Origin of the sequence: Bacillus sp. PSXD-155 (genome assembly GCF_049310765.1) — a bacterium.
GTDB classification, from domain to species: domain Bacteria; phylum Bacillota; class Bacilli; order Bacillales; family Bacillaceae_G; genus Bacillus_A; species Bacillus_A cereus.
Map to the genome: position 1 here is coordinate 105,897 of NZ_JBMOWC010000011.1, position 18,111 is coordinate 124,007.

Consider the following 18,111-nt stretch of genomic DNA (forward strand, 5'->3'; position numbering starts at 1 on the left):
TTACAAAATATAGACATTTCACCTATACTTTCCGCATTTGTCCTACATACAGTGTACTATCCCATTTTTTATCTCACTCTTAACGCATATGAAAATGAAAAAATCGAAAAGGAGCGGAGAAACATGAATTATATAGAAAATAATGGATTGTACTATCGGAATCATCATGGAGGACACAATCATAACGGCGGACATCATCACCATGGAGGACACAATCACTATGATCACCATCATCATCACGGAGGCGGATGGGGCTGGGGTGGTGGTAGTTCATGGGGAGGCGGATTTTTCCCTGGAAGCTTTGCAGGAGGAGTGTTAGGCGGACTGACAGCGGGTGCATTAACAGGTGCAACAAGTGGAGGATATTATCCGGCTCCATATCCAGTAGCTTATCCATCACCATACCCTGTAACGTATCCAATGCCATACCCAGGTTATCAGCAAATACCATATTCGTATTAAACTAAAAAAGAGGCTACCCTCTTTTTTAGTTTAATACGGTATTTATTTATAAAATACTTCCAAAATTAAGGTGAAAATATGTTAATATTTTGTTATTGTAATTCAGAAACATATACATTGATGTAGAGTTTTATATTATTATTCGTGAATAGTTATGTAGTATGTTCTAATTTCTATTTCGTTATTAAAAACAAAGAGATCAGATGTGAGTGGTATTAGTTGGAAACAAGGCTTGCATAGAGCCACTTAAAGGGATTGCAGTATAATAAGGCGCGAAATAATTAGGGAGATGAGAAGCTACTAGTTATAATTGGAACGGTATAATATTGCTTTTTATTACAAATAATATTATGTTATTTTAATCGGTCTATTTAAAAAGATAATTTATGTAATGGGCTAGTATTAGAAAATGAAATATCTCTATTTCTATGAAGAGAAACAGGTTGTGTTTTAGTCAGATAGAAGCAAGGAGAGATGCGCATGCTAGAACAGAGAGGTCATGCATTATATGACTCTTCATTGCGAGATTTAAAGTTAGCATTAGATGAGTCTTCAATTGTTGCAATTACAGATCGAAAAGGTCTTATTACATATGTAAATGATAAATTTTGTGAAATCTCTAAATACAAAAGAGAAGAATTAATTGGAAAAGATCACCGTATTTTAAATTCAGGACATCATCCAAAAACCTTTTTTCAAGACTTATGGAAACGTATTTTGAATGGGAAAGTATGGACAGGTGAGATTCGGAATCGAGCAAAAGATGGTACATATTATTGGGTCAAAACAACAATTGTTCCATTTTTAAATGAAAAAGGAGAGCCATACCAGTTTATCGCAATTCGAAATGATATTAGTAGTAGAAAAGAAGCGGAACATAGATTGCTGCTAAGTGAAAGTCGTTATAGGGAGCTTGCCTATCATGATGCTTTAACGAGTTTGCCTAACCGTTTACAATTAATAACGACCGTTAATAAATTGATTGCAGATAAAAAAGAATTTGGTATGATTTACTTTGATTTGGACCGTTTTAAATTAGTAAATGATACATTAGGTCATATGATAGGGGATTTACTTTTAAGCGAAGTTGCTTCAAGGTTGCATTATGTACTAGGAGAGAAAGATGTTCTGGCTAGGCTAGGTGGCGACGAATTTGTGCTGTTAACAAAAAATCATAGACAAGATGATATGAGTCAGTTAGCGACATCTGTGTTGTCATGTTTTCAGGCACCATTTATACTGGAAGGCCATGAAGTATACATTTCAGCTAGTCTAGGACTTTGTTCTTATCCACAAGACGGACAAGATGTGGAAACGTTATTGAAAAACTCTGACTTAGCTATGTATAGTGCAAAAGAACAGGGGAGAAACGCTGCATGTTTCTTTACAGATGAGCTACGCGCGAAAATAAATCGTAGAATGAAAGTTGAGTTTGCTTTGCAAAAGGCAATTCGTGATGAAGAGTTAGATGTAGCATTGCAGCCTATTATTGATTTGAAAACGAAGAGATATTCTGGTATAGAAGCTCTAGTACGTTGTATGACAGAAGACGGACCTATTTCACCAAGCGAATTTATCCCTGTAGCTGAAGAGTCTGGACTTATTATAAAACTAGGAGACTGGGTATTAGAAAAATCATGTCGCTTGTTTAAAACATTGCCAAATTATCAAGAAGGACTAAAGTTATCTGTGAATTTATCTATACAACAATTAATGCAGAAACGTTTTATTTTGTCAGTACGTAGCATTTTAAAGAGAACTGGCTTTCCTCCGAACCGTTTAATATTAGAAATAACAGAAAGCATTGCAGTCCGCCATTTTGATTATATTATTGCTACATTACAAGAATTAAGAAATATGGGTGTTTTAATTGCTTTGGATGATTTCGGAACTGGCTATTCTTCCTTATATTATTTAAAACAACTACCACTGGATATTGTAAAAATTGATCGTAATTTTATTCGTGAATTTCATTATGATCACGCACAACCAGAACGAACGATTGTAAAATCCGTTATTGAAATTGCTCATAGTTTAAATTTAGCAGTAGTTGCTGAAGGGGTAGAAACAGTAGAACAAGAGAGTTTATTACAATCAATGAGCTGTGATTATGTACAGGGATTTTATTATGCGAAACCTTTATCTGTAGGAGAGCTAAAAGAAAAGTTAATTACAGATTTCTAATAAAAAAGAGAAGCCAGTAGCTTCTCTTTATTTAATCCGTTTTTTGTGAGTCTTTCATTAGTACAGGATAAAGAATAAGACCTAATACGAACAATCCAATTCCTAAGAAGAACGTTTTTAAGTCAGCAGTGCCTGTTTTGATAACCCAAATTGAGTATACAAATGCTAATGTAGTGATGATTCCGTCCTTTATTCGAGAACCAGGCATTATATCATACGTTTCTCCTGTAATAACCAGTTTGAATTGGTACAGAGTAGAAACAAGGTATGGAATTAAATAGGCTAATGTTGCTACGACGATAGCGAAACTATACGCTTCTGAAACAGTACCAGAAATCGTTGAAAATAAGAAGATTTGCGTCATTACATTTGTAATCAATAATGATTTTGAAGGACTACCTTTTTTATTTGTTTTCCCGAAAAACTTAGGGAAAAGTCCATTCTTTGCTGCCTGGTAAGGTACTTCTGAACTAACAACAATCCAGCCAACTGTAGATCCAAATAAAGATATAAGAGCGAGTAAAGCCATTATATATGCACCTTTATTTCCAATTGCTAAATTTAATGCGTCTACTAAAGGTTTTTGAGACTCTTTTAAAGCATCTTGCGGAAGAGCTCCCATTGTAAGTAAAGTAATTGACATGTAAATAAGAAGAGCGATAATTAATCCGAAAATCGTAGCTTTTTTTACATCGCGCTGTGATTTTGCACGATTAGAAAGCATAACTGCTGATTCAATACCGATAAATGCCCAGAGTGTTGCAATAGCAGCTGAATTGATTTGTCCACCTAACGAGATGGATTGTCCTGCTTCATTCATAAAGGTTTGACCGTCTCCGAAATTAGAGGCATTGAAAATGAATAATGTAATTACGATAAACATTGTAAATCCGATAATTTTTGCAATGGTAGCAAGTAGATTCATGTTTCCAGCTCGATCAATATTTTGAGAAAGAATATATTGAATTCCCCACAGCATAAGGCTACATACGAGGAAAGTTAATCCTTTTCCGAGTTCCAGTGAAAATCCATTTATTGAAAAAAGAATTTGCTTACTTTGTAAAACTGGAAAGAATGTTGATAAATATCCAGCAAAGGAAATAATTACAGATGCTGTTGCAGCCCAGTTAGCAGCCCAATATCCCCATGCCATACTATATCCTGCAACTTTACCAGCTTTTTTTGAAGGAAACATAGCTTGAGCATAGCTTTGTGGTCCAGCTTTTAATTCTGGTTTCCGAATCGCTAAATTTCCAAATACAAGTGCAATCATAAATACGCCAAGTCCTGTAATACTCCATGCGAGTGTAGAACCCATCGGACCTGATACTTGTGCTAAATTTGCTGGAAGCATAAATACGCCACCGCCAACCATATTCCCGATAACAAATGCTGTTAAAACCCATAATCCCCATTTTTTCGTTTCCATTTTTGTTAACTCCTTTGTAGTAAGTTTTGCTTAAACATCATTTTTTACTAGCTTTTTGACAATAAAAAAAGAGCCATGTAGATAAAAAAATACCTACATGGCTCTTTCGCCAAAGCGTAGGTACAACGGGAATAACCCTTGTACCTACGCGTAATTTTTCCGCTAGGTTTCAAGGGTTACGTATGATGATGATGTTTTTGTGCAAATGTAACTACAGTTGTTGTATAAGTAAGCATAGTTCTTTGCTCCCTTTCTCCTCTGATTTTGAAGTTAGTATACTACATGTTTTTTTGAATGAAAAGAAAAATATAAAAATTTTTATAAAAATACGTTTTAAAGATTAAATATTTACCTATATTTTTCTTGTATTGGAAAATAAGTGAGAGATTGGCAGAAGAGTGAAGCATGTTATAATACATATAGAATTAGAAGGTGACAAGGGGCTATTGTAGATGATGAGTAAGTATGAACAAATTTATACAGAAATCAGTAAATCTATTGATAATAAACAATTAAAAGAGGGATGCAAAATCCCATCAGAAACAGAATTAATGAAGCAGTATGAGGCAAGCCGAGGCACGGTAAGAAAAGCTGTAGATTTACTGCAAGAGCGTGGATATGTGCAAAAAATTCATGGAAAAGGGGTTTTTGTTTTAAAGCGAAAAAATATTGAATTTAATTTTGGTGGTATTGTAAGTTTCCAAGAAGAAAATGAACGTTTAGGGCGTCATTGTATTACGGAAGTTGTGGAAATGGACAAAGAAAAAGCCACAAAAGAAATTGCGAAATTATTAAATGTAAAAGAAAAAACAGAGATTGACCATATTAAACGTGTACGAAATATTGATGGAGAAAAAGTAATTTTAGATATAAATCATTTTGTATCTGAGTTTATTCCAGGATTAACGAAAGAAATTGCAACTGCATCGATTTATAAATACATCGAGAAAGAGCTTGGGCTACATATTAGTTATTCGCAGAGGGTAATAGAAGTACAGCCATGTACAGAGGATGACAGAAAGTATTTAGATTTAAATGGAACAGACTATGTTGTCGTTGTGAAAAACTTTACACATTTGTATGATGGAAGTCAGTTTGAATATACAGAATCACGCCACCGTTTAGATATTTTTCACTTTTCGGATGTGGCACGCAGGAAGTAAAGAGGTGGAACAACATATTGTTTCATCTCTTTTTTTTTATAAAAAAACACAAACTCGTATATACGAGTGTTGACTAACTTATATATACGAGTTAATATGTAATTGTAAACGGTATCAAAAAAAGAAAAGAGGGACGGGAATATGGGGAAAGACTATCGTAAAACAGCAGAGGAAGTGTTGCAGTATATTGGTGGGAAAGACAATATTGAACAAGCTGCACATTGTGTGACGAGGCTCCGTATCGCTTTAAAAGATGAAAGTAAAATAGATAATGATAAATTACAGTCTGTTTCATTAGTGAAAGGAGCGTTTCATAACGCTGGTATATTTCAAGTTGTAATTGGTCCAGGGGATGTAGATCGTGTTTACGCTGAATTGATAACGCTTGCAGGTATGAAAGAATCAACTGTAGCTGACGTAAAAGACTCTGGAAATCAGAAGTTAAATCCAGCTCAAAAGTTTGTAAAAATATTTTCGGATGTATTTATGCCGATATTACCAGCGATCGTAACAGCTGGTTTACTAATGGGTATTAACAATCTATTAGGCGCAAAGGACTTATTTTTTGATGGGAAAAATTTATTAGATGTTTATCCGAACTTAGGCGGGCTTTGGGATTTAATTAATATGATGGCCAATACAGCATTCGTATTCTTACCAGCACTTGTCGGTTGGTCAGCAACGAAGCGTTTTGGTGGTAGTCCAATACTAGGGATTGTTATGGGATTAATGCTTGTGCACCCGGCCTTATTAAACGCTTGGGACTATGGAAAAGCAGCGACTGGTTTAGAGGGTCAAAAGATTGAGTACTTCAATATTTTAGGACTATTCCAAATTGAGAAGGTAGGATATCAAGGACAAATTTTACCTGTTTTAGTAGCAGCATTTGTATTAAGTAAAGTGGAAATTTTCTTAAAGAAACATGTACCAAATGCAATTCAATTATTAGTTGTACCAATTACAACAATCGTTGTGACAGGTGTGTTAGCACTAGGAATTATCGGTCCGGTTACACGTCATATTGGAGATTTATTAACAGTAGGATTAGTAGGTGTATATGAAACAGTACCAGTAGTTGGAGCAGTATTATTTGGAGCGTTATATGCACCGCTCGTAATTACAGGTATGCATCATATGTTTATTGCAATTGATTTACAATTGATTGCACAACATGGCGGGACATTTATTTGGCCGATGATCGCTCTTTCTAACATTGCGCAAGGTAGTGCGGCACTTGCGATGTTCTGGATTTCTAAAAATCAAAATGATAAAAGTATGGCATCAACATCAGCCATTTCAGCATACTTCGGTATTACAGAACCAGCGATGTTTGGTGTGAATTTACGAAATAAATTCCCGTTCTATGCAGCGATTATAGGGTCTGCTGTGGCAGCGATATTCATTACATTAAATGGTGTATTAGCACCTGCTATCGGAATTGGCGGATTGCCAGCATTTATTTCTATCATTCCGAAATCGATTCCAATGTTTATTGTAGGAATGATTATTGCAGTTGTAATCCCATTTACTTTAACATGGTTATTTGCAAAAAGAGTCAAACAGAAGTAGGAGGAAGTTAAACATGAAGGATTGGCATAAAAGTGTAGTCTATCAAATTTATCCGAAGAGCTTTAATAGTTATTACAATAGAGAAACCGGGGATATAAAAGGTGTTACAGAGAAACTAGATTATTTAAAAGAACTCGGAGTGGATTATATATGGTTAACACCGATATACCAATCACCACAAAATGATAATGGATATGATGTAAGTGATTACTACAGCATTGATCCATCTTACGGAACGATGGAAGAGTTTGAAGAACTTTTAGCAGAAGCGAAAGTACGTAACATTGAGATTATGCTTGATATTGTTGTAAATCATAGTTCGACTGAACATAAGTGGTTTAAAGAAGCGAAGGAAGATAAAAATAGTCCATATCGTAATTACTATATTTGGCGTGATGAAAAAAATAATTGGCAGTCTAAGTTTGGTGGATCTGCTTGGAAATATGATGAGAAGACGAAGCAATATTATTTACATTTATTTGATGAAACACAAGCTGATTTAAATTGGGAAAATGAAAAACTTCGTGAAGAAGTATATGATATGATGCGTTTTTGGCTGGATAAAGGAGTAACAGGATTCCGATTAGATGTCATTAACTTAATTTCAAAAGACCAATGCTTCTTAAACGATGAAGGTAGTACTGCGACAAGTGATGGACGCAAGTATTATACAGATGGTCCGCGTGTTCATGAATATTTACAAGAGATGAACCGAAATGTTTTTGCAGGAAAAGATGTAATTACAGTTGGAGAAATGTCATCTACGACAATTGATAATTGTATTAAATATTCTAATCCTGAGCGCAATGAATTAAGCATGACGTTTAGTTTCCATCATTTAAAAGTAGATTATCCGAATGGTGATAAGTGGACGAAAGCAGATTTTGATTTCATTAAATTAAAAGAAATTATGTCTAACTGGCAAATTGAAATGCAAAAGGGCGGAGGATGGAATGCATTATTTTGGTGTAATCATGATCAGCCCCGTATCGTCTCACGATTTGGTGATGACGGGAAGTACCGAAACGAATCTGCTAAAATGTTAGCGACAGTTATGCATATGTTGCAAGGAACACCTTACATTTATCAAGGGGAAGAAATCGGTATGACGAATCCTAAATTTGAGTCCATCGAGCAATATCGTGATGTGGAATCGTTAAATATATACGATATAAAGCTAAAAGAAGGGCTATCAAAAGAAGAGATTATAGGGATTTTAAAGCAAAAATCTCGTGACAACTCCCGTACTCCAATGCACTGGAATGAAGAGGTGAACAGTGGCTTTACAACAAGTACACCTTGGATTTCAGCGGCTGAAAACTTTAAAGAAATAAACGTAGAGAAGGCATTAGAAGATAAAGAGTCCGTATTTTATCATTATAAAAAGTTAATAGAACTTAGAAAAACATATGATGTAATTACAGAAGGAGAATATGCTATTTTGGATAAAAATGATCCTAAAATTTGGGCATATACTCGTACTACAGAAAGTGAAGTACTACTTGTTATAAATAACTTCTATGGAGAAGAAATAACGTACTCTGTACCAGCGCACGTTCAATTAGAAGGAATGAAACAAGAAGTACTACTGTCGAATTATAAAGATGTCAGCAAGGATATTGCAAAACTTAACTTAAGACCATATGAATCAATTGTGTATCGATATACGAAATAAAAGGTTGTATGCCGCATGGGCATACAACCTTTTATTTTAGGACACCACTGTACAAAATGTTTACCTCTACCTCAGGTTTGAATTTTACTTTTGCATAATCTTTATTCCAATTTTTCTTCTTCCATAAGTCAGGGTGATAGGCGATAAGGTGTCTGCCGATACCGAAAGCATCACAGTTTGCTTTTTGTAACTTTTTCGTTATCTTTTTAGCTTCTTTCGTAAGTTGTTTAGACAATTCTTTATTTAGTTTTTTTCTTTCATCCATTTTGTAAAGATTATCTCTCGGAGCTTCAAGCGCTATAACTTTTAGTTGGAGCTTAATGTGAGCATAAACATTTCCTTTTTTATCTGTTGTTATTTTTAAGTCTCGTTTTAACTTTCGATTGCTAATTTCCATTGTTAAATAATCAGATGTTTTCTCTGATTCACCGCTAGTAAGCTTTTGGGTTATACGGGCACTTGTTCCCATTTTTCCGGTTAATAATACGAATAAAACAGATTGTTTCAAAGGTAAATGCCCAGTTAATTTATCATTGTTAAATAAAGCTAGACCGTTTGTAATTACTTCTTTTCCTTTTACTTTTATAGAAGGGAGGGTAAAGTCTTTACCGGGATCTAACATTTTTGTAGCAGCTGTTTCTAAAGTTTCTTTTGGAAATACACTCATATCTTCTAAGCTTTTCACTTTTTTCTTTAGAAAATCTCCAATTAGTAAATTTCCTACTTTCTTTTTTTCTAGTATCTCGGATGTTTCACCATCTACTGCAATAAGTTTTACTAAAGCAGTTGGATTTGTTGGGTCCCGAAAGCTGACATCTAAATAGGGTAGTATCCCTTTTTTTAGAATTTTGGTTCCTAGTAATTGAACACCATATTTAAAATAGCGAATATTCCCAGTAACATTTTTTTTTAGGGCATCGCTTGTATCCCTTATGTTATGCCCCGTTGCTGAATGTATTTCATTTTCGAATGAAGATTGCTCTCCGCTTGAACTTTTTACGAGCTCGATTGTTTGCTGGAGTTTATTCTCTTTCGTAATATCAGATCCAATACTATAAGCTAACCTTGCTTCCCTTAATGGTTCTTGATCCCAACAGCCAGAAAGGAGGGAACTAGCACATAATATAGAAAGTAATTTAACTTTTCTTGTGAACATACTGCTCTCCTTTCTTATTTCGTATCACAGAATAAAGTAGAAATAAAAGAGGGAGGACAACAATAAAAATATACGTGAACTTATCAGTGAAAGTTGCAATTACTTTTAATTCTTCCGGTGTATCGATAAATAAGGCTACACTAAAGGCAATAATACCAACGATTGGAACAGCTTTTTTATGATTAGCAAGATTGAATATATGTCCAATTCCGATTGAAGCAGCACAATAATAACTAGCAATAGAAGCCACAACTGTTATCATCCATATTGGTATGAATAGTAAATCAGTACGGTCTATAATCCCGATATGCAAGGAGCGTAATAAGTAAGCAACTGGTTCTGGAATAAGTTCAATTTGTTTTGGACTAAATACGATAAAGCAAATCCAAACAGTGAAAGTATAAAAAAGGGTTACAAATCCATTAGCGATAGAAATTGCCTTTAGTTTTGCCACAGAACTCCCGTTTACTTTTGGGAAAGCGATAAGAATAATTTCAAAACCATACATAGCTGTAATGGTTTCCCTAGATGCTTGAATAATATTCCACCATCCGGCTTCTGTAATTGGAAAAATATAAGAAAAATCAGCTCGTGAAAACCCTAGTGCAATTAAAAGAGCCATGGGCAAAATGAGAATAGAAGCCATGACATAAAATCTTACAATTACTTTAAATGTATTATAGGCTACATAGCAGCAAGCTATTGTAAATAGCATGAGAATGGCAGACCAAGGAGTAGCTTGTAATATCCATACTTTAATGACATTACAAGCATTCAACATAACCGTCATACCAATAAGCGTAAAATAAAAAACATAAGCAAAACCTAATAGTTTTCCAAACTTATTACCAAATAGCATACAAACGCTTTCATACATATCTGCATCAGGAAATCGCTTTAAGAAAAGCCACATAAGTAAAATAATAAGTTGAATTGCAAGCCCAGCGACGAGAGCGGAAATCCATCCACCTCCTTTTGCTATTGGGTGAAGACGGTTAGGTAGAGAAAGGATACCAACTCCGATTTGGCATTGAATAACGAAAAAGGTAAATTGAACGAGCGAAATTTTACTTTGCGTGTTTGTCACCGTCCTCATCCTCTCTCGTTACATGTTGTCGTTGCATTTTTTTCGGTTTTGGATCATGTGGTCGTTCCCAAAACGACCAAATTGGAAGTCTTATGAAAGAATCTTTCATATCTTTTATCCGCATCGGGGCAACAGGAGAAAGATATGGCGTATGAAATGAATGTAATTGACATAAATGAACGAAAGTTATAATTAGACCGAATGATATTCCGACGTATCCGAATATAGCAGCAAGAATCATTAATGGAAAACGAAGAATTCGAACTGCTGAACTCATATCGTTTGATGGAACGAGAAAAGATGAGATGGCAGTTAAAGCTACAACGATAATCATTGTGTAAGAAACGAGTCCAGCTTTTACAATTGCATCACCAATTACTAAACCACCTACAATACCGATTGTTTGTCCAACTCGGCTTGGCAAGCGAATGCCAGCTTCCCGTAATAATTCGAAAATCAATTCCATTAAGAGAGCTTCAAAAATAGGAGGAAGTGGTACTTTCTCTAATGAAGCTTTAATTGTATACACAAGTTCGAGCGGCAATACATCAGGATGAAAGGCTACGGTTGCGATATATATAGCTGGTAAGAGAAAAGCAATCAAGAAACTCACTAAGCGAATCATTCGGACGAAAGAACCAACAATCCAGCGGTTATTATAATCGTCTGGTGATTGATAGAAAGCAAATAACGTAACAGGAACGATAAGCGCTGTGGGATCTCCATCAGATAAAATAGCAACTCGTCCTTCCATTAAATTTGCAGCGGTCCTATCTGGACGCTCTGTATTTAATTGCTGCGGAAATGGTGAGAAAGACGTATCCTCTATAAATTCTTGTATATATCCTGGAGGCATAAGTGCATCTGTCTTAATCGTTTCTAACCTTCTTTTTACTTCTGTAACTAAATCGTCATTCGCTATGTTTTGCATATAAGCAATTGCCACTTTCGTATGCATTTCTTCACCAAGTGTGAAATATTTAACGACGATATTTGGACTTTTTATGAGTTTACGAATGGAAGCTAAATTGGTTGCTAAATCTTCTACAAAACCAGTATGTGGTCCACGTACAATGCCTTCATTATCAGGCTCTGTTATATCTCTTTTTAAAGATAGAGCCGTTTCAAAAATGCAAAAGCTTTCGACATGTTCATGAAAATATAAAGTTTTACCTTGTAATAAAAGCTGCACACCATAATTTAAATTCGTTTCTTTTTTCATATTTAATGTAGAAAAAGCTTTATCTAAAGCTAGGTCTGACCGTGTCAATAAAGGCTCAAGGGCTAACTGATGAATTAGATTTGGATCTGCTAAAGATTCGATATATAAGATTGTTCCTTTTCCGTTTTGAAAAGGGAGATCTAATTTTTTTATATCATCAGAATGAGATAATTTATTTTCAATGTAATTAATGTTCTCCGGAAGTGATGGAAACATATGCTTTTGTTTTTTACTCTCTTGTTGTTCTTTTTGCTCTGTCATAATTTCCACCTCTTTTAAAGTGCAATTGTTTCTGTTAATTTTTGTCGTTTGTGAGAAATTTATGCTTGAATTATTTTAAAAAAAAGAGGATTGAAAGTTACGTTACATTGTCTTTTGTGCATTATTCAATTTCATAGCAGTACTTCTCACATTTGTGTCGAATTAAGAAGATATATAGGAGGGATACATATGGAAATAGCTGTAGAACGTGTTTTTACAAAGGAAATTTTAGCAAGAGCGGCAAGGGAATTTCATGTAACAGTGGAAGAAAAGCCACTTGGAGATTTTGAGAATTATATTTTTAAGGCGAAGGGTGATAATGATGAAGATTACGTATTACGTTTAACACATTCTTCTCATCGCTCTAAACAAGAGGTAGAGGCTGAACTAGATTTTTTACGATATGTTGCGGAGAATGGGGCAAAGGTAGCAGGACCTCTTTATTCAACGTCTCAAAATCTTGTAGAAGAAATCGCAGCAGAGGATGGGACTTTCTTTTTCGCTTCCTTATTTACATATGCAAAAGGTGAGCAAGTAAAAGGAGAAGAATCGCCTTATTGGGGAAATGCTTATTTTGAAGCGTGGGGAAAAGCGATTGGACAACTGCATCGCCTTACAATGGATTATCCTAAAACAGACTACCGTGAAACGTGGGAAGAAGACGAAAGTGGAATTGTTAATGAATTAGAAGATGGTCAAGTGAAAGAGATTGCAGCGGTATTAATGGATGAAATTAAGGCTCTTCCAGTTGAAAGAGAAACGTTCGGTCTTATGCACGGTGATATCCATCAAGGTAATTTCCATTATGATGGAAAAGAGCTTACAATCTTTGATTTTGATGATGCGGCCTATAATTACTTCATTCATGATTTGGCAATGGTTCTTTATTACTCGGTCCTTTTTACACCGTGGACAGTGGAGGAGAAGACGGTGTTCGCTCGTAAACAGTTACAAGTGTTAAGAAAAGGATACGAATATGAGCATAGTTTGGAGGATAGTTGGTATGAATCGTTACCACTATTTTTACGTTTACGTGATATAGGTTTATATGGAACGCTTCAAAAGAAGTTTAAAGGGAAAGATATGCCTGATAACTTCTTGAAATTATCAGAAGAGCTATACGAAAGAATTATTAAAAGAGAAGCAATTGTGAATATATAATACATTTAGTTCAAAACAAAGTATATAAAACAAATATATACTTTGTTTTTTTATACAAAAATATGTTTACTTTATTAAAATAATATTGTCCTAGATTCGGTATACACTTATAATTTTATATATATTCTGAATATTCTTTATAAAGAAGGAGGGGGAATGTTGGAAGCTTTCGTAAATTGGTTAAATAATATTGTTTGGAGTCCAGCACTTGTTTATTTATGTTTAGGAGTAGGTTTATATTTTTCCATTCGAACGAAGTTTTTACAAGTAAGGCACGTAGGAGAAATGGTGAAGCTGACATTTCAAGGAGAAAAATCAGAAGCTGGTGTTTCTTCATTCCAAGCGTTAGCACTTTCATTATCAGGACGCGTTGGAACAGGAAATATTGCTGGAGTAGCAACAGCGGTTGCATTCGGTGGACCAGGAGCTGTATTTTGGATGTGGGCAGTAGCCTTTTTAGGGGCAGGATCAGCTTATGTAGAATCAACACTCGCGCAAATATATAAGACGAAACATCAAGGGCAGTTTCGTGGTGGGCCTGCTTATTACATCGAAAAAGGTCTAGGAGTTAAATGGTATGCTTTAGTATTCGTTGCAGCGACAATTCTTGCAACAGGACTTTTATTACCAGGTGTACAAGCAAATAGTATTGCTGTAAGTTTAGAAACAGCTTTTGGTATTAATACTACCGTATCAGGGGCTATATTAGTTGTCGTATTAGCTCTTATCATTTTCGGTGGAGTAAAGCGGATTGTTAACGTAGCGCAAGTTGTCGTACCGTTTATGGCAATAGGCTATATTTTAGTAGCTTGCGTCATTGTTGCTATGAATATTGAAAAGTTGCCAGAAGCATTTATGTTAATTATAAGAAGTGCATTTGCATTAGAAGCTGCTTTCGGTGGTATTATCGGTTTAGCAATTTCTTGGGGAGTAAAACGTGGTATTTATTCCAATGAAGCAGGGCAAGGAACTGGACCACACGCAGCAGCTGCTGCTGAAGTATCACATCCAGCTAAGCAAGGTTTAGTGCAAGCATTTTCCGTTTACATTGATACATTATTTGTTTGTTCAGCAACAGCATTTATGATGATTATTACAGGCATGTATAACGTATTTGATGCAAGCGGAAAAAACTTTATCGTTAATAAATTAAATGGTGCTCAGCCAGGACCAGGATATACACAGGCGGCGGTAGAATCTGTTTTCCCTGGATTTGGAAACGATTTCGTTGCAATCTCGTTATTATTCTTCGCGTTTACAACAATTATGGCGTATTACTACATTGCAGAAACGAATATAGCGTACTTAAATCGTGATAAAGATCGTCCTTGGTTGTCTCTTGTATTAAAATTTGTATTCTTAGGAGCTGTATTCTACGGCTGTATAAAAACAGCAGCAACGGCTTGGGCTTTAGGTGACATTGGGGTAGGAATTATGGCATGGGTAAATATCATTGCGATTTTACTATTACAAAAACCTGCATTAGTCGCATTAAAGGATTATGAAAAACAGAAAAAAGAAGGAAAAGATCCAGTATTCGATCCAGGGCCATTAGGAATTAAAAATGCTGATTTTTGGGAGCATGAATACGGGAAAGATAAGAAAGAAGAAGTATCTTAATAGAATAGAAATGAAGAAGCAAAGGGGAAACCCTTTGCTTTTTTTATGGACAAAATGAAGCTGGAAGTTATTTTTTTGCCTATTTTTGAATATAAAAAGAATGTACATGCTTTGTTAGTGGAAGGGGGGAGTATGTTGATAGAGTTTCGTAATGTAAATAAATATTATGGCAATTTTCAAGTTTTAAAAGATATTAATGTGCAAGTGAAAAAAGGTGAAGTGGTGGTAGTTGTTGGGCCTTCAGGATCAGGAAAAAGCACGTTGCTTCGGTGTATAAATCAATTAGAGACAATTACAGATGGAGAGTTAATTGTACAAAATACGGAGGTACACAATGTCAAAACAGATATGAATAAATTACGCCGCAATATTGGGATGGTCTTTCAACATTTTTATTTATACCCACATAAAACAGTTCTGCAAAATATTACACTAGCACCGATTAAAGTAAATAAAGTTTCCAAAGAAGAAGCAGAGAAAACAGCAATGTTTTATTTAGAGAAAGTAGGAATCCCAGAGAAGGCTAGTGTATATCCGCATCAATTATCCGGAGGACAACAGCAAAGGGTAGCAATTGCTAGAGGACTTGCGATGCAGCCGGAAATTATGCTGTTCGATGAGCCTACGTCTGCTCTTGATCCAGAGATGATTGGAGAGGTACTTGATGTTATGAAAGCACTGGCTAAAGAAGGGATGACAATGGTCGTTGTCACGCATGAAATGGGATTTGCGCGAGAAGTAGCAGATCGGATTTTATTTATGGATGATGGCCAAATTATCGAAGATACGACACCGGCACAATTTTTTGCAAACCCTGAACAAGAAAGAGCTCGTTTATTTTTAAGTCGGGTGCTAAATCATTAGAGGAGGAATTTCATGCTTAAAATGAAAAAGTTATTTACTTTAATCGTATTTTCATGTTTATTCGTGCTTGTTGTTGCGGGGTGCGGAAGCAAGAAAGATGAGGCAAAGGAAACAAATACGAAGCAAGGCGGGGCTGTTGAGCAAATTAAGAAACGAGGGAAATTAGTAGTTGGGGTGAAGAATGATACGAATTTATTTGGATTAAAAAATCCTTCAACAGGGCAAGTAGAAGGATTCGATGTTGATGTCGCGAAGGCACTTGCGAAAAAAATCCTTGGAGATGAAAAGAAGCTAGAGCTGAAAGAAGTAACGTCTAAAACACGTATTCCAATGCTGAAAAATGGTGATATTGATGCAATTATTGCGACAATGACAATTACGGAAGAACGCAAAAAAGAAGTGGATTTTTCAGATGTATATTTTAAAGCAGGACAATCGTTACTTGTGAAAAAAGGAAGCAATATTAAGAGCATCGATGATATAAAACAAGGCGTTAAAGTATTAGCTGTAAAAGGTTCAACATCTACAAATAATATTCGCCAAAAATCACCGGAAGCGACGGTATTAGAATTTGAAAATTACAGTGAGGCATTTACGGCGTTAAAAGCAGGGAAAGGTGATGTTTTAACGACAGATAATGCGATCCTTTACGGAATGGCAAAACAAGATTCAAATTATGAAGTTGTAGGGAAAATTTTCACGGATGAACCATACGGAATTGCAGTGCAAAAAGGGGCAGATGATTTAACGAAAGAGATTAATACTTTAATTAAAGACATGAAAGCAAGCGGGGAGTATGACAAATTATATGAGAAATGGATTGGACAAAAACCAGAAAAATAGATAGTAAAAGTGAGAGGATGAGAGTACTCATCCTCTTCTTGTAAAGAAAGAGGGGAGAATATGTGCCTGATTTTTCTATATTAACGAATAACATTGATATGTATTTAGAAGGATTTAAATATACAGTTATGTCTAGTGTAATTGCATTAATAGGAAGCTTTATTTTAGGAGTAATTTTGGCAGTAATGCGTATTGCACCGATTCGTATTTTAAATTGGATAGGATCAGCTTTTGTAGAGTTTGTAAGAAATATTCCACTCGTATTAATTGCATTTATATTCTATTTTGCTTTACCTGTAATAGGAATTACTTTAAATGGTTTTGTAGCAGGAACAGTTACGCTTACGGTATATACGGCAGCTTTTATTGCGGAAGTCATTCGCGCTGGTATTTTATCAGTTACAAAAGGACAAATGGAAGCAGCACGGTCTTCAGGGTTAACGTATGTACAGGCGATGTATTATGTTGTCTTACCTCAAGCGATGAAAATCGTAATTCCTCCTCTAGGAAATCAATTTCTCAATTTAGTAAAAAACTCTTCTATACTCGGAATTATCGCTGGTACTGATTTAATGTATCAAGGAGACTTAATTTCAACGAAGACGTTTGTTACGTTCGATGTCTATATATTTGTCGGGATGTTTTATTTAATATTAACAATTCCGCTCAGTATGCTAGTGCGTTATTTAGAAAAACGCTTGGCAAAGGAGGCGGTGTAAATGGATTTTAAGGGAGCAATTACAGGAGATCATATTCTATTTTTATTAAAAGGATTACTCATAACACTAGAGGTAGCACTCGTAGCGATTGTACTTAGCTTTATTATTGGTAGTGTAATAGGGATATTGCGCTACATGAAAATACCTGTCGTCTCACAAGTATTAGGAATTATCGTTGAAGTGATTCGAAATTTACCACTACTTTTAATTATATTTTTCACGTATTTTGCACTGCCAGAAGCAGGCTTGAAATTAGAAATTATAACAGCTGCAATTGTTGCTTTAACAATATTTGAGGCAGCAATGATATCTGAAATTGTTAGAAGTGGTCTATTGTCTATTGAAAAAGGGCAGATTGAAGCCGCAAGATCTTCGGGATTAACGTATGTTCAAGCGCTTTGGCATATTATTTTGCCACAAGCATTAAGGAGAATGGTTCCGCCGCTTGTTAGTCAATTTATTTCATTGCTGAAGGATACGTCGCTAGCGGTTGTTATATCACTCCCAGAGCTTATGCATAATGCTCAAATTATTAGCGGACAAAATGTGAATTACATGATCCCGACGTTTATATTAGTGGCTTGTATGTACTTTATAGTAAATTATAGTTTATCAATTTTATCCAGAAGATTAGAACTCAGTTAACCCTTACAATATATGTGAGGGTTTTTCCTTGATTATCCTTATTTTCCTCTA

15 protein-coding genes are annotated in these 18,111 nt (G+C 35.2%); 11 read left to right on the forward strand and 4 right to left on the reverse strand.

What is annotated here, in order from left to right; genetic code table 11:
- Positions 1-123: 123 nt before the first annotated feature.
- Both ACO6VI_RS14895 and ACO6VI_RS14900 read left to right on the forward strand, forming a co-directional pair.
- On the forward strand, positions 124-462 hold the full coding sequence (locus ACO6VI_RS14895; RefSeq protein ID WP_001106382.1) for a hypothetical protein: 339 nt from the start codon (positions 124-126) through the stop codon (positions 460-462).
- 480 nt (positions 463-942) lie between these two features.
- Positions 943-2,646 (forward strand): putative bifunctional diguanylate cyclase/phosphodiesterase, encoded by a 1,704-nt coding sequence (locus ACO6VI_RS14900; RefSeq protein ID WP_161520022.1) that lies wholly within the window; start codon positions 943-945, stop codon positions 2,644-2,646.
- Between the two features lie 31 nt (positions 2,647-2,677).
- Here ACO6VI_RS14900 and ACO6VI_RS14905 read toward each other — a convergent pair whose 3' ends face one another.
- A complete protein-coding gene (locus tag ACO6VI_RS14905; protein ID WP_000448446.1) occupies positions 2,678-4,075 on the reverse strand; it encodes an amino acid permease in 1,398 nt (465 codons plus the stop codon).
- Between the two features lie 452 nt (positions 4,076-4,527).
- Here ACO6VI_RS14905 and treR point away from each other — a divergent pair, with 452 nt between their 5' ends.
- From treR to treC, 3 genes are all read left to right on the forward strand, one after another.
- Positions 4,528-5,238: a trehalose operon repressor gene (treR, locus tag ACO6VI_RS14910; protein ID WP_000987242.1), complete on the forward strand. Its 711-nt coding sequence runs from the start codon at positions 4,528-4,530 to the stop codon at positions 5,236-5,238.
- A 141-nt stretch (positions 5,239-5,379) separates the two neighbouring features.
- Positions 5,380-6,807, forward strand: coding sequence for a PTS system trehalose-specific EIIBC component (treP, locus tag ACO6VI_RS14915; RefSeq protein WP_000513942.1), 1,428 nt, complete (start codon positions 5,380-5,382; stop codon positions 6,805-6,807).
- A gap of 13 nt (positions 6,808-6,820) precedes the next feature.
- Positions 6,821-8,482 (forward strand): alpha,alpha-phosphotrehalase, encoded by a 1,662-nt coding sequence (gene treC / locus ACO6VI_RS14920; RefSeq protein WP_161520023.1) that lies wholly within the window; start codon positions 6,821-6,823, stop codon positions 8,480-8,482.
- A gap of 31 nt (positions 8,483-8,513) precedes the next feature.
- Here the strand turns inward: treC and gerKC are convergent, their stop codons facing one another.
- Genes gerKC through gerKA form a run of 3 tightly spaced genes read right to left on the reverse strand, consistent with a single transcriptional unit; the run spans position 8,514 to position 12,208 of the window.
- Complete coding sequence (gene gerKC / locus ACO6VI_RS14925) at positions 8,514-9,638, reverse strand: spore germination protein GerKC (protein WP_161520024.1); 1,125 nt, start codon at positions 9,636-9,638, stop codon at positions 8,514-8,516.
- Entirely contained in the window at positions 9,619-10,725 is a 1,107-nt protein-coding gene (locus tag ACO6VI_RS14930; protein ID WP_161520025.1) for a GerAB/ArcD/ProY family transporter, read from the reverse strand. The genes gerKC and ACO6VI_RS14930 overlap by 20 nt, the downstream gene beginning before the upstream one ends.
- Complete coding sequence (gerKA, locus tag ACO6VI_RS14935) at positions 10,706-12,208, reverse strand: spore germination protein GerKA (protein ID WP_161520026.1); 1,503 nt, start codon at positions 12,206-12,208, stop codon at positions 10,706-10,708. Before gerKA ends, ACO6VI_RS14930 begins: the two co-directional genes overlap by 20 nt.
- Positions 12,209-12,397: 189 nt before the next feature.
- Here gerKA and ACO6VI_RS14940 point away from each other — a divergent pair, with 189 nt between their 5' ends.
- The 6 genes from ACO6VI_RS14940 to ACO6VI_RS14965 all read left to right on the forward strand — a co-directional run bounded on the left by ACO6VI_RS14940 (position 12,398) and on the right by ACO6VI_RS14965 (position 18,060).
- Positions 12,398-13,369, forward strand: coding sequence for a phosphotransferase enzyme family protein (locus ACO6VI_RS14940; RefSeq protein WP_161520027.1), 972 nt, complete (start codon positions 12,398-12,400; stop codon positions 13,367-13,369).
- Positions 13,370-13,528: 159 nt separating this feature from the next.
- Positions 13,529-14,989 carry an alanine/glycine:cation symporter family protein gene (locus ACO6VI_RS14945; protein ID WP_422423568.1) on the forward strand — a complete coding sequence of 487 codons (1,461 nt, stop codon included), beginning with the start codon at positions 13,529-13,531 and terminating at the stop codon, positions 14,987-14,989.
- 45 nt (positions 14,990-15,034) lie between these two features.
- Complete coding sequence (locus ACO6VI_RS14950) at positions 15,035-15,853, forward strand: amino acid ABC transporter ATP-binding protein (protein WP_161520029.1); 819 nt, start codon at positions 15,035-15,037, stop codon at positions 15,851-15,853.
- A gap of 12 nt (positions 15,854-15,865) precedes the next feature.
- Positions 15,866-16,696, forward strand: coding sequence for a glutamine ABC transporter substrate-binding protein GlnH (gene glnH, locus ACO6VI_RS14955; RefSeq protein ID WP_161520030.1), 831 nt, complete (start codon positions 15,866-15,868; stop codon positions 16,694-16,696).
- A gap of 62 nt (positions 16,697-16,758) precedes the next feature.
- Positions 16,759-17,415: an amino acid ABC transporter permease gene (locus ACO6VI_RS14960; RefSeq protein WP_161520031.1), complete on the forward strand. Its 657-nt coding sequence runs from the start codon at positions 16,759-16,761 to the stop codon at positions 17,413-17,415.
- A complete protein-coding gene (locus tag ACO6VI_RS14965; RefSeq protein WP_161520032.1) occupies positions 17,416-18,060 on the forward strand; it encodes an amino acid ABC transporter permease in 645 nt (214 codons plus the stop codon).
- Positions 18,061-18,111 lie beyond the last annotated feature (51 nt).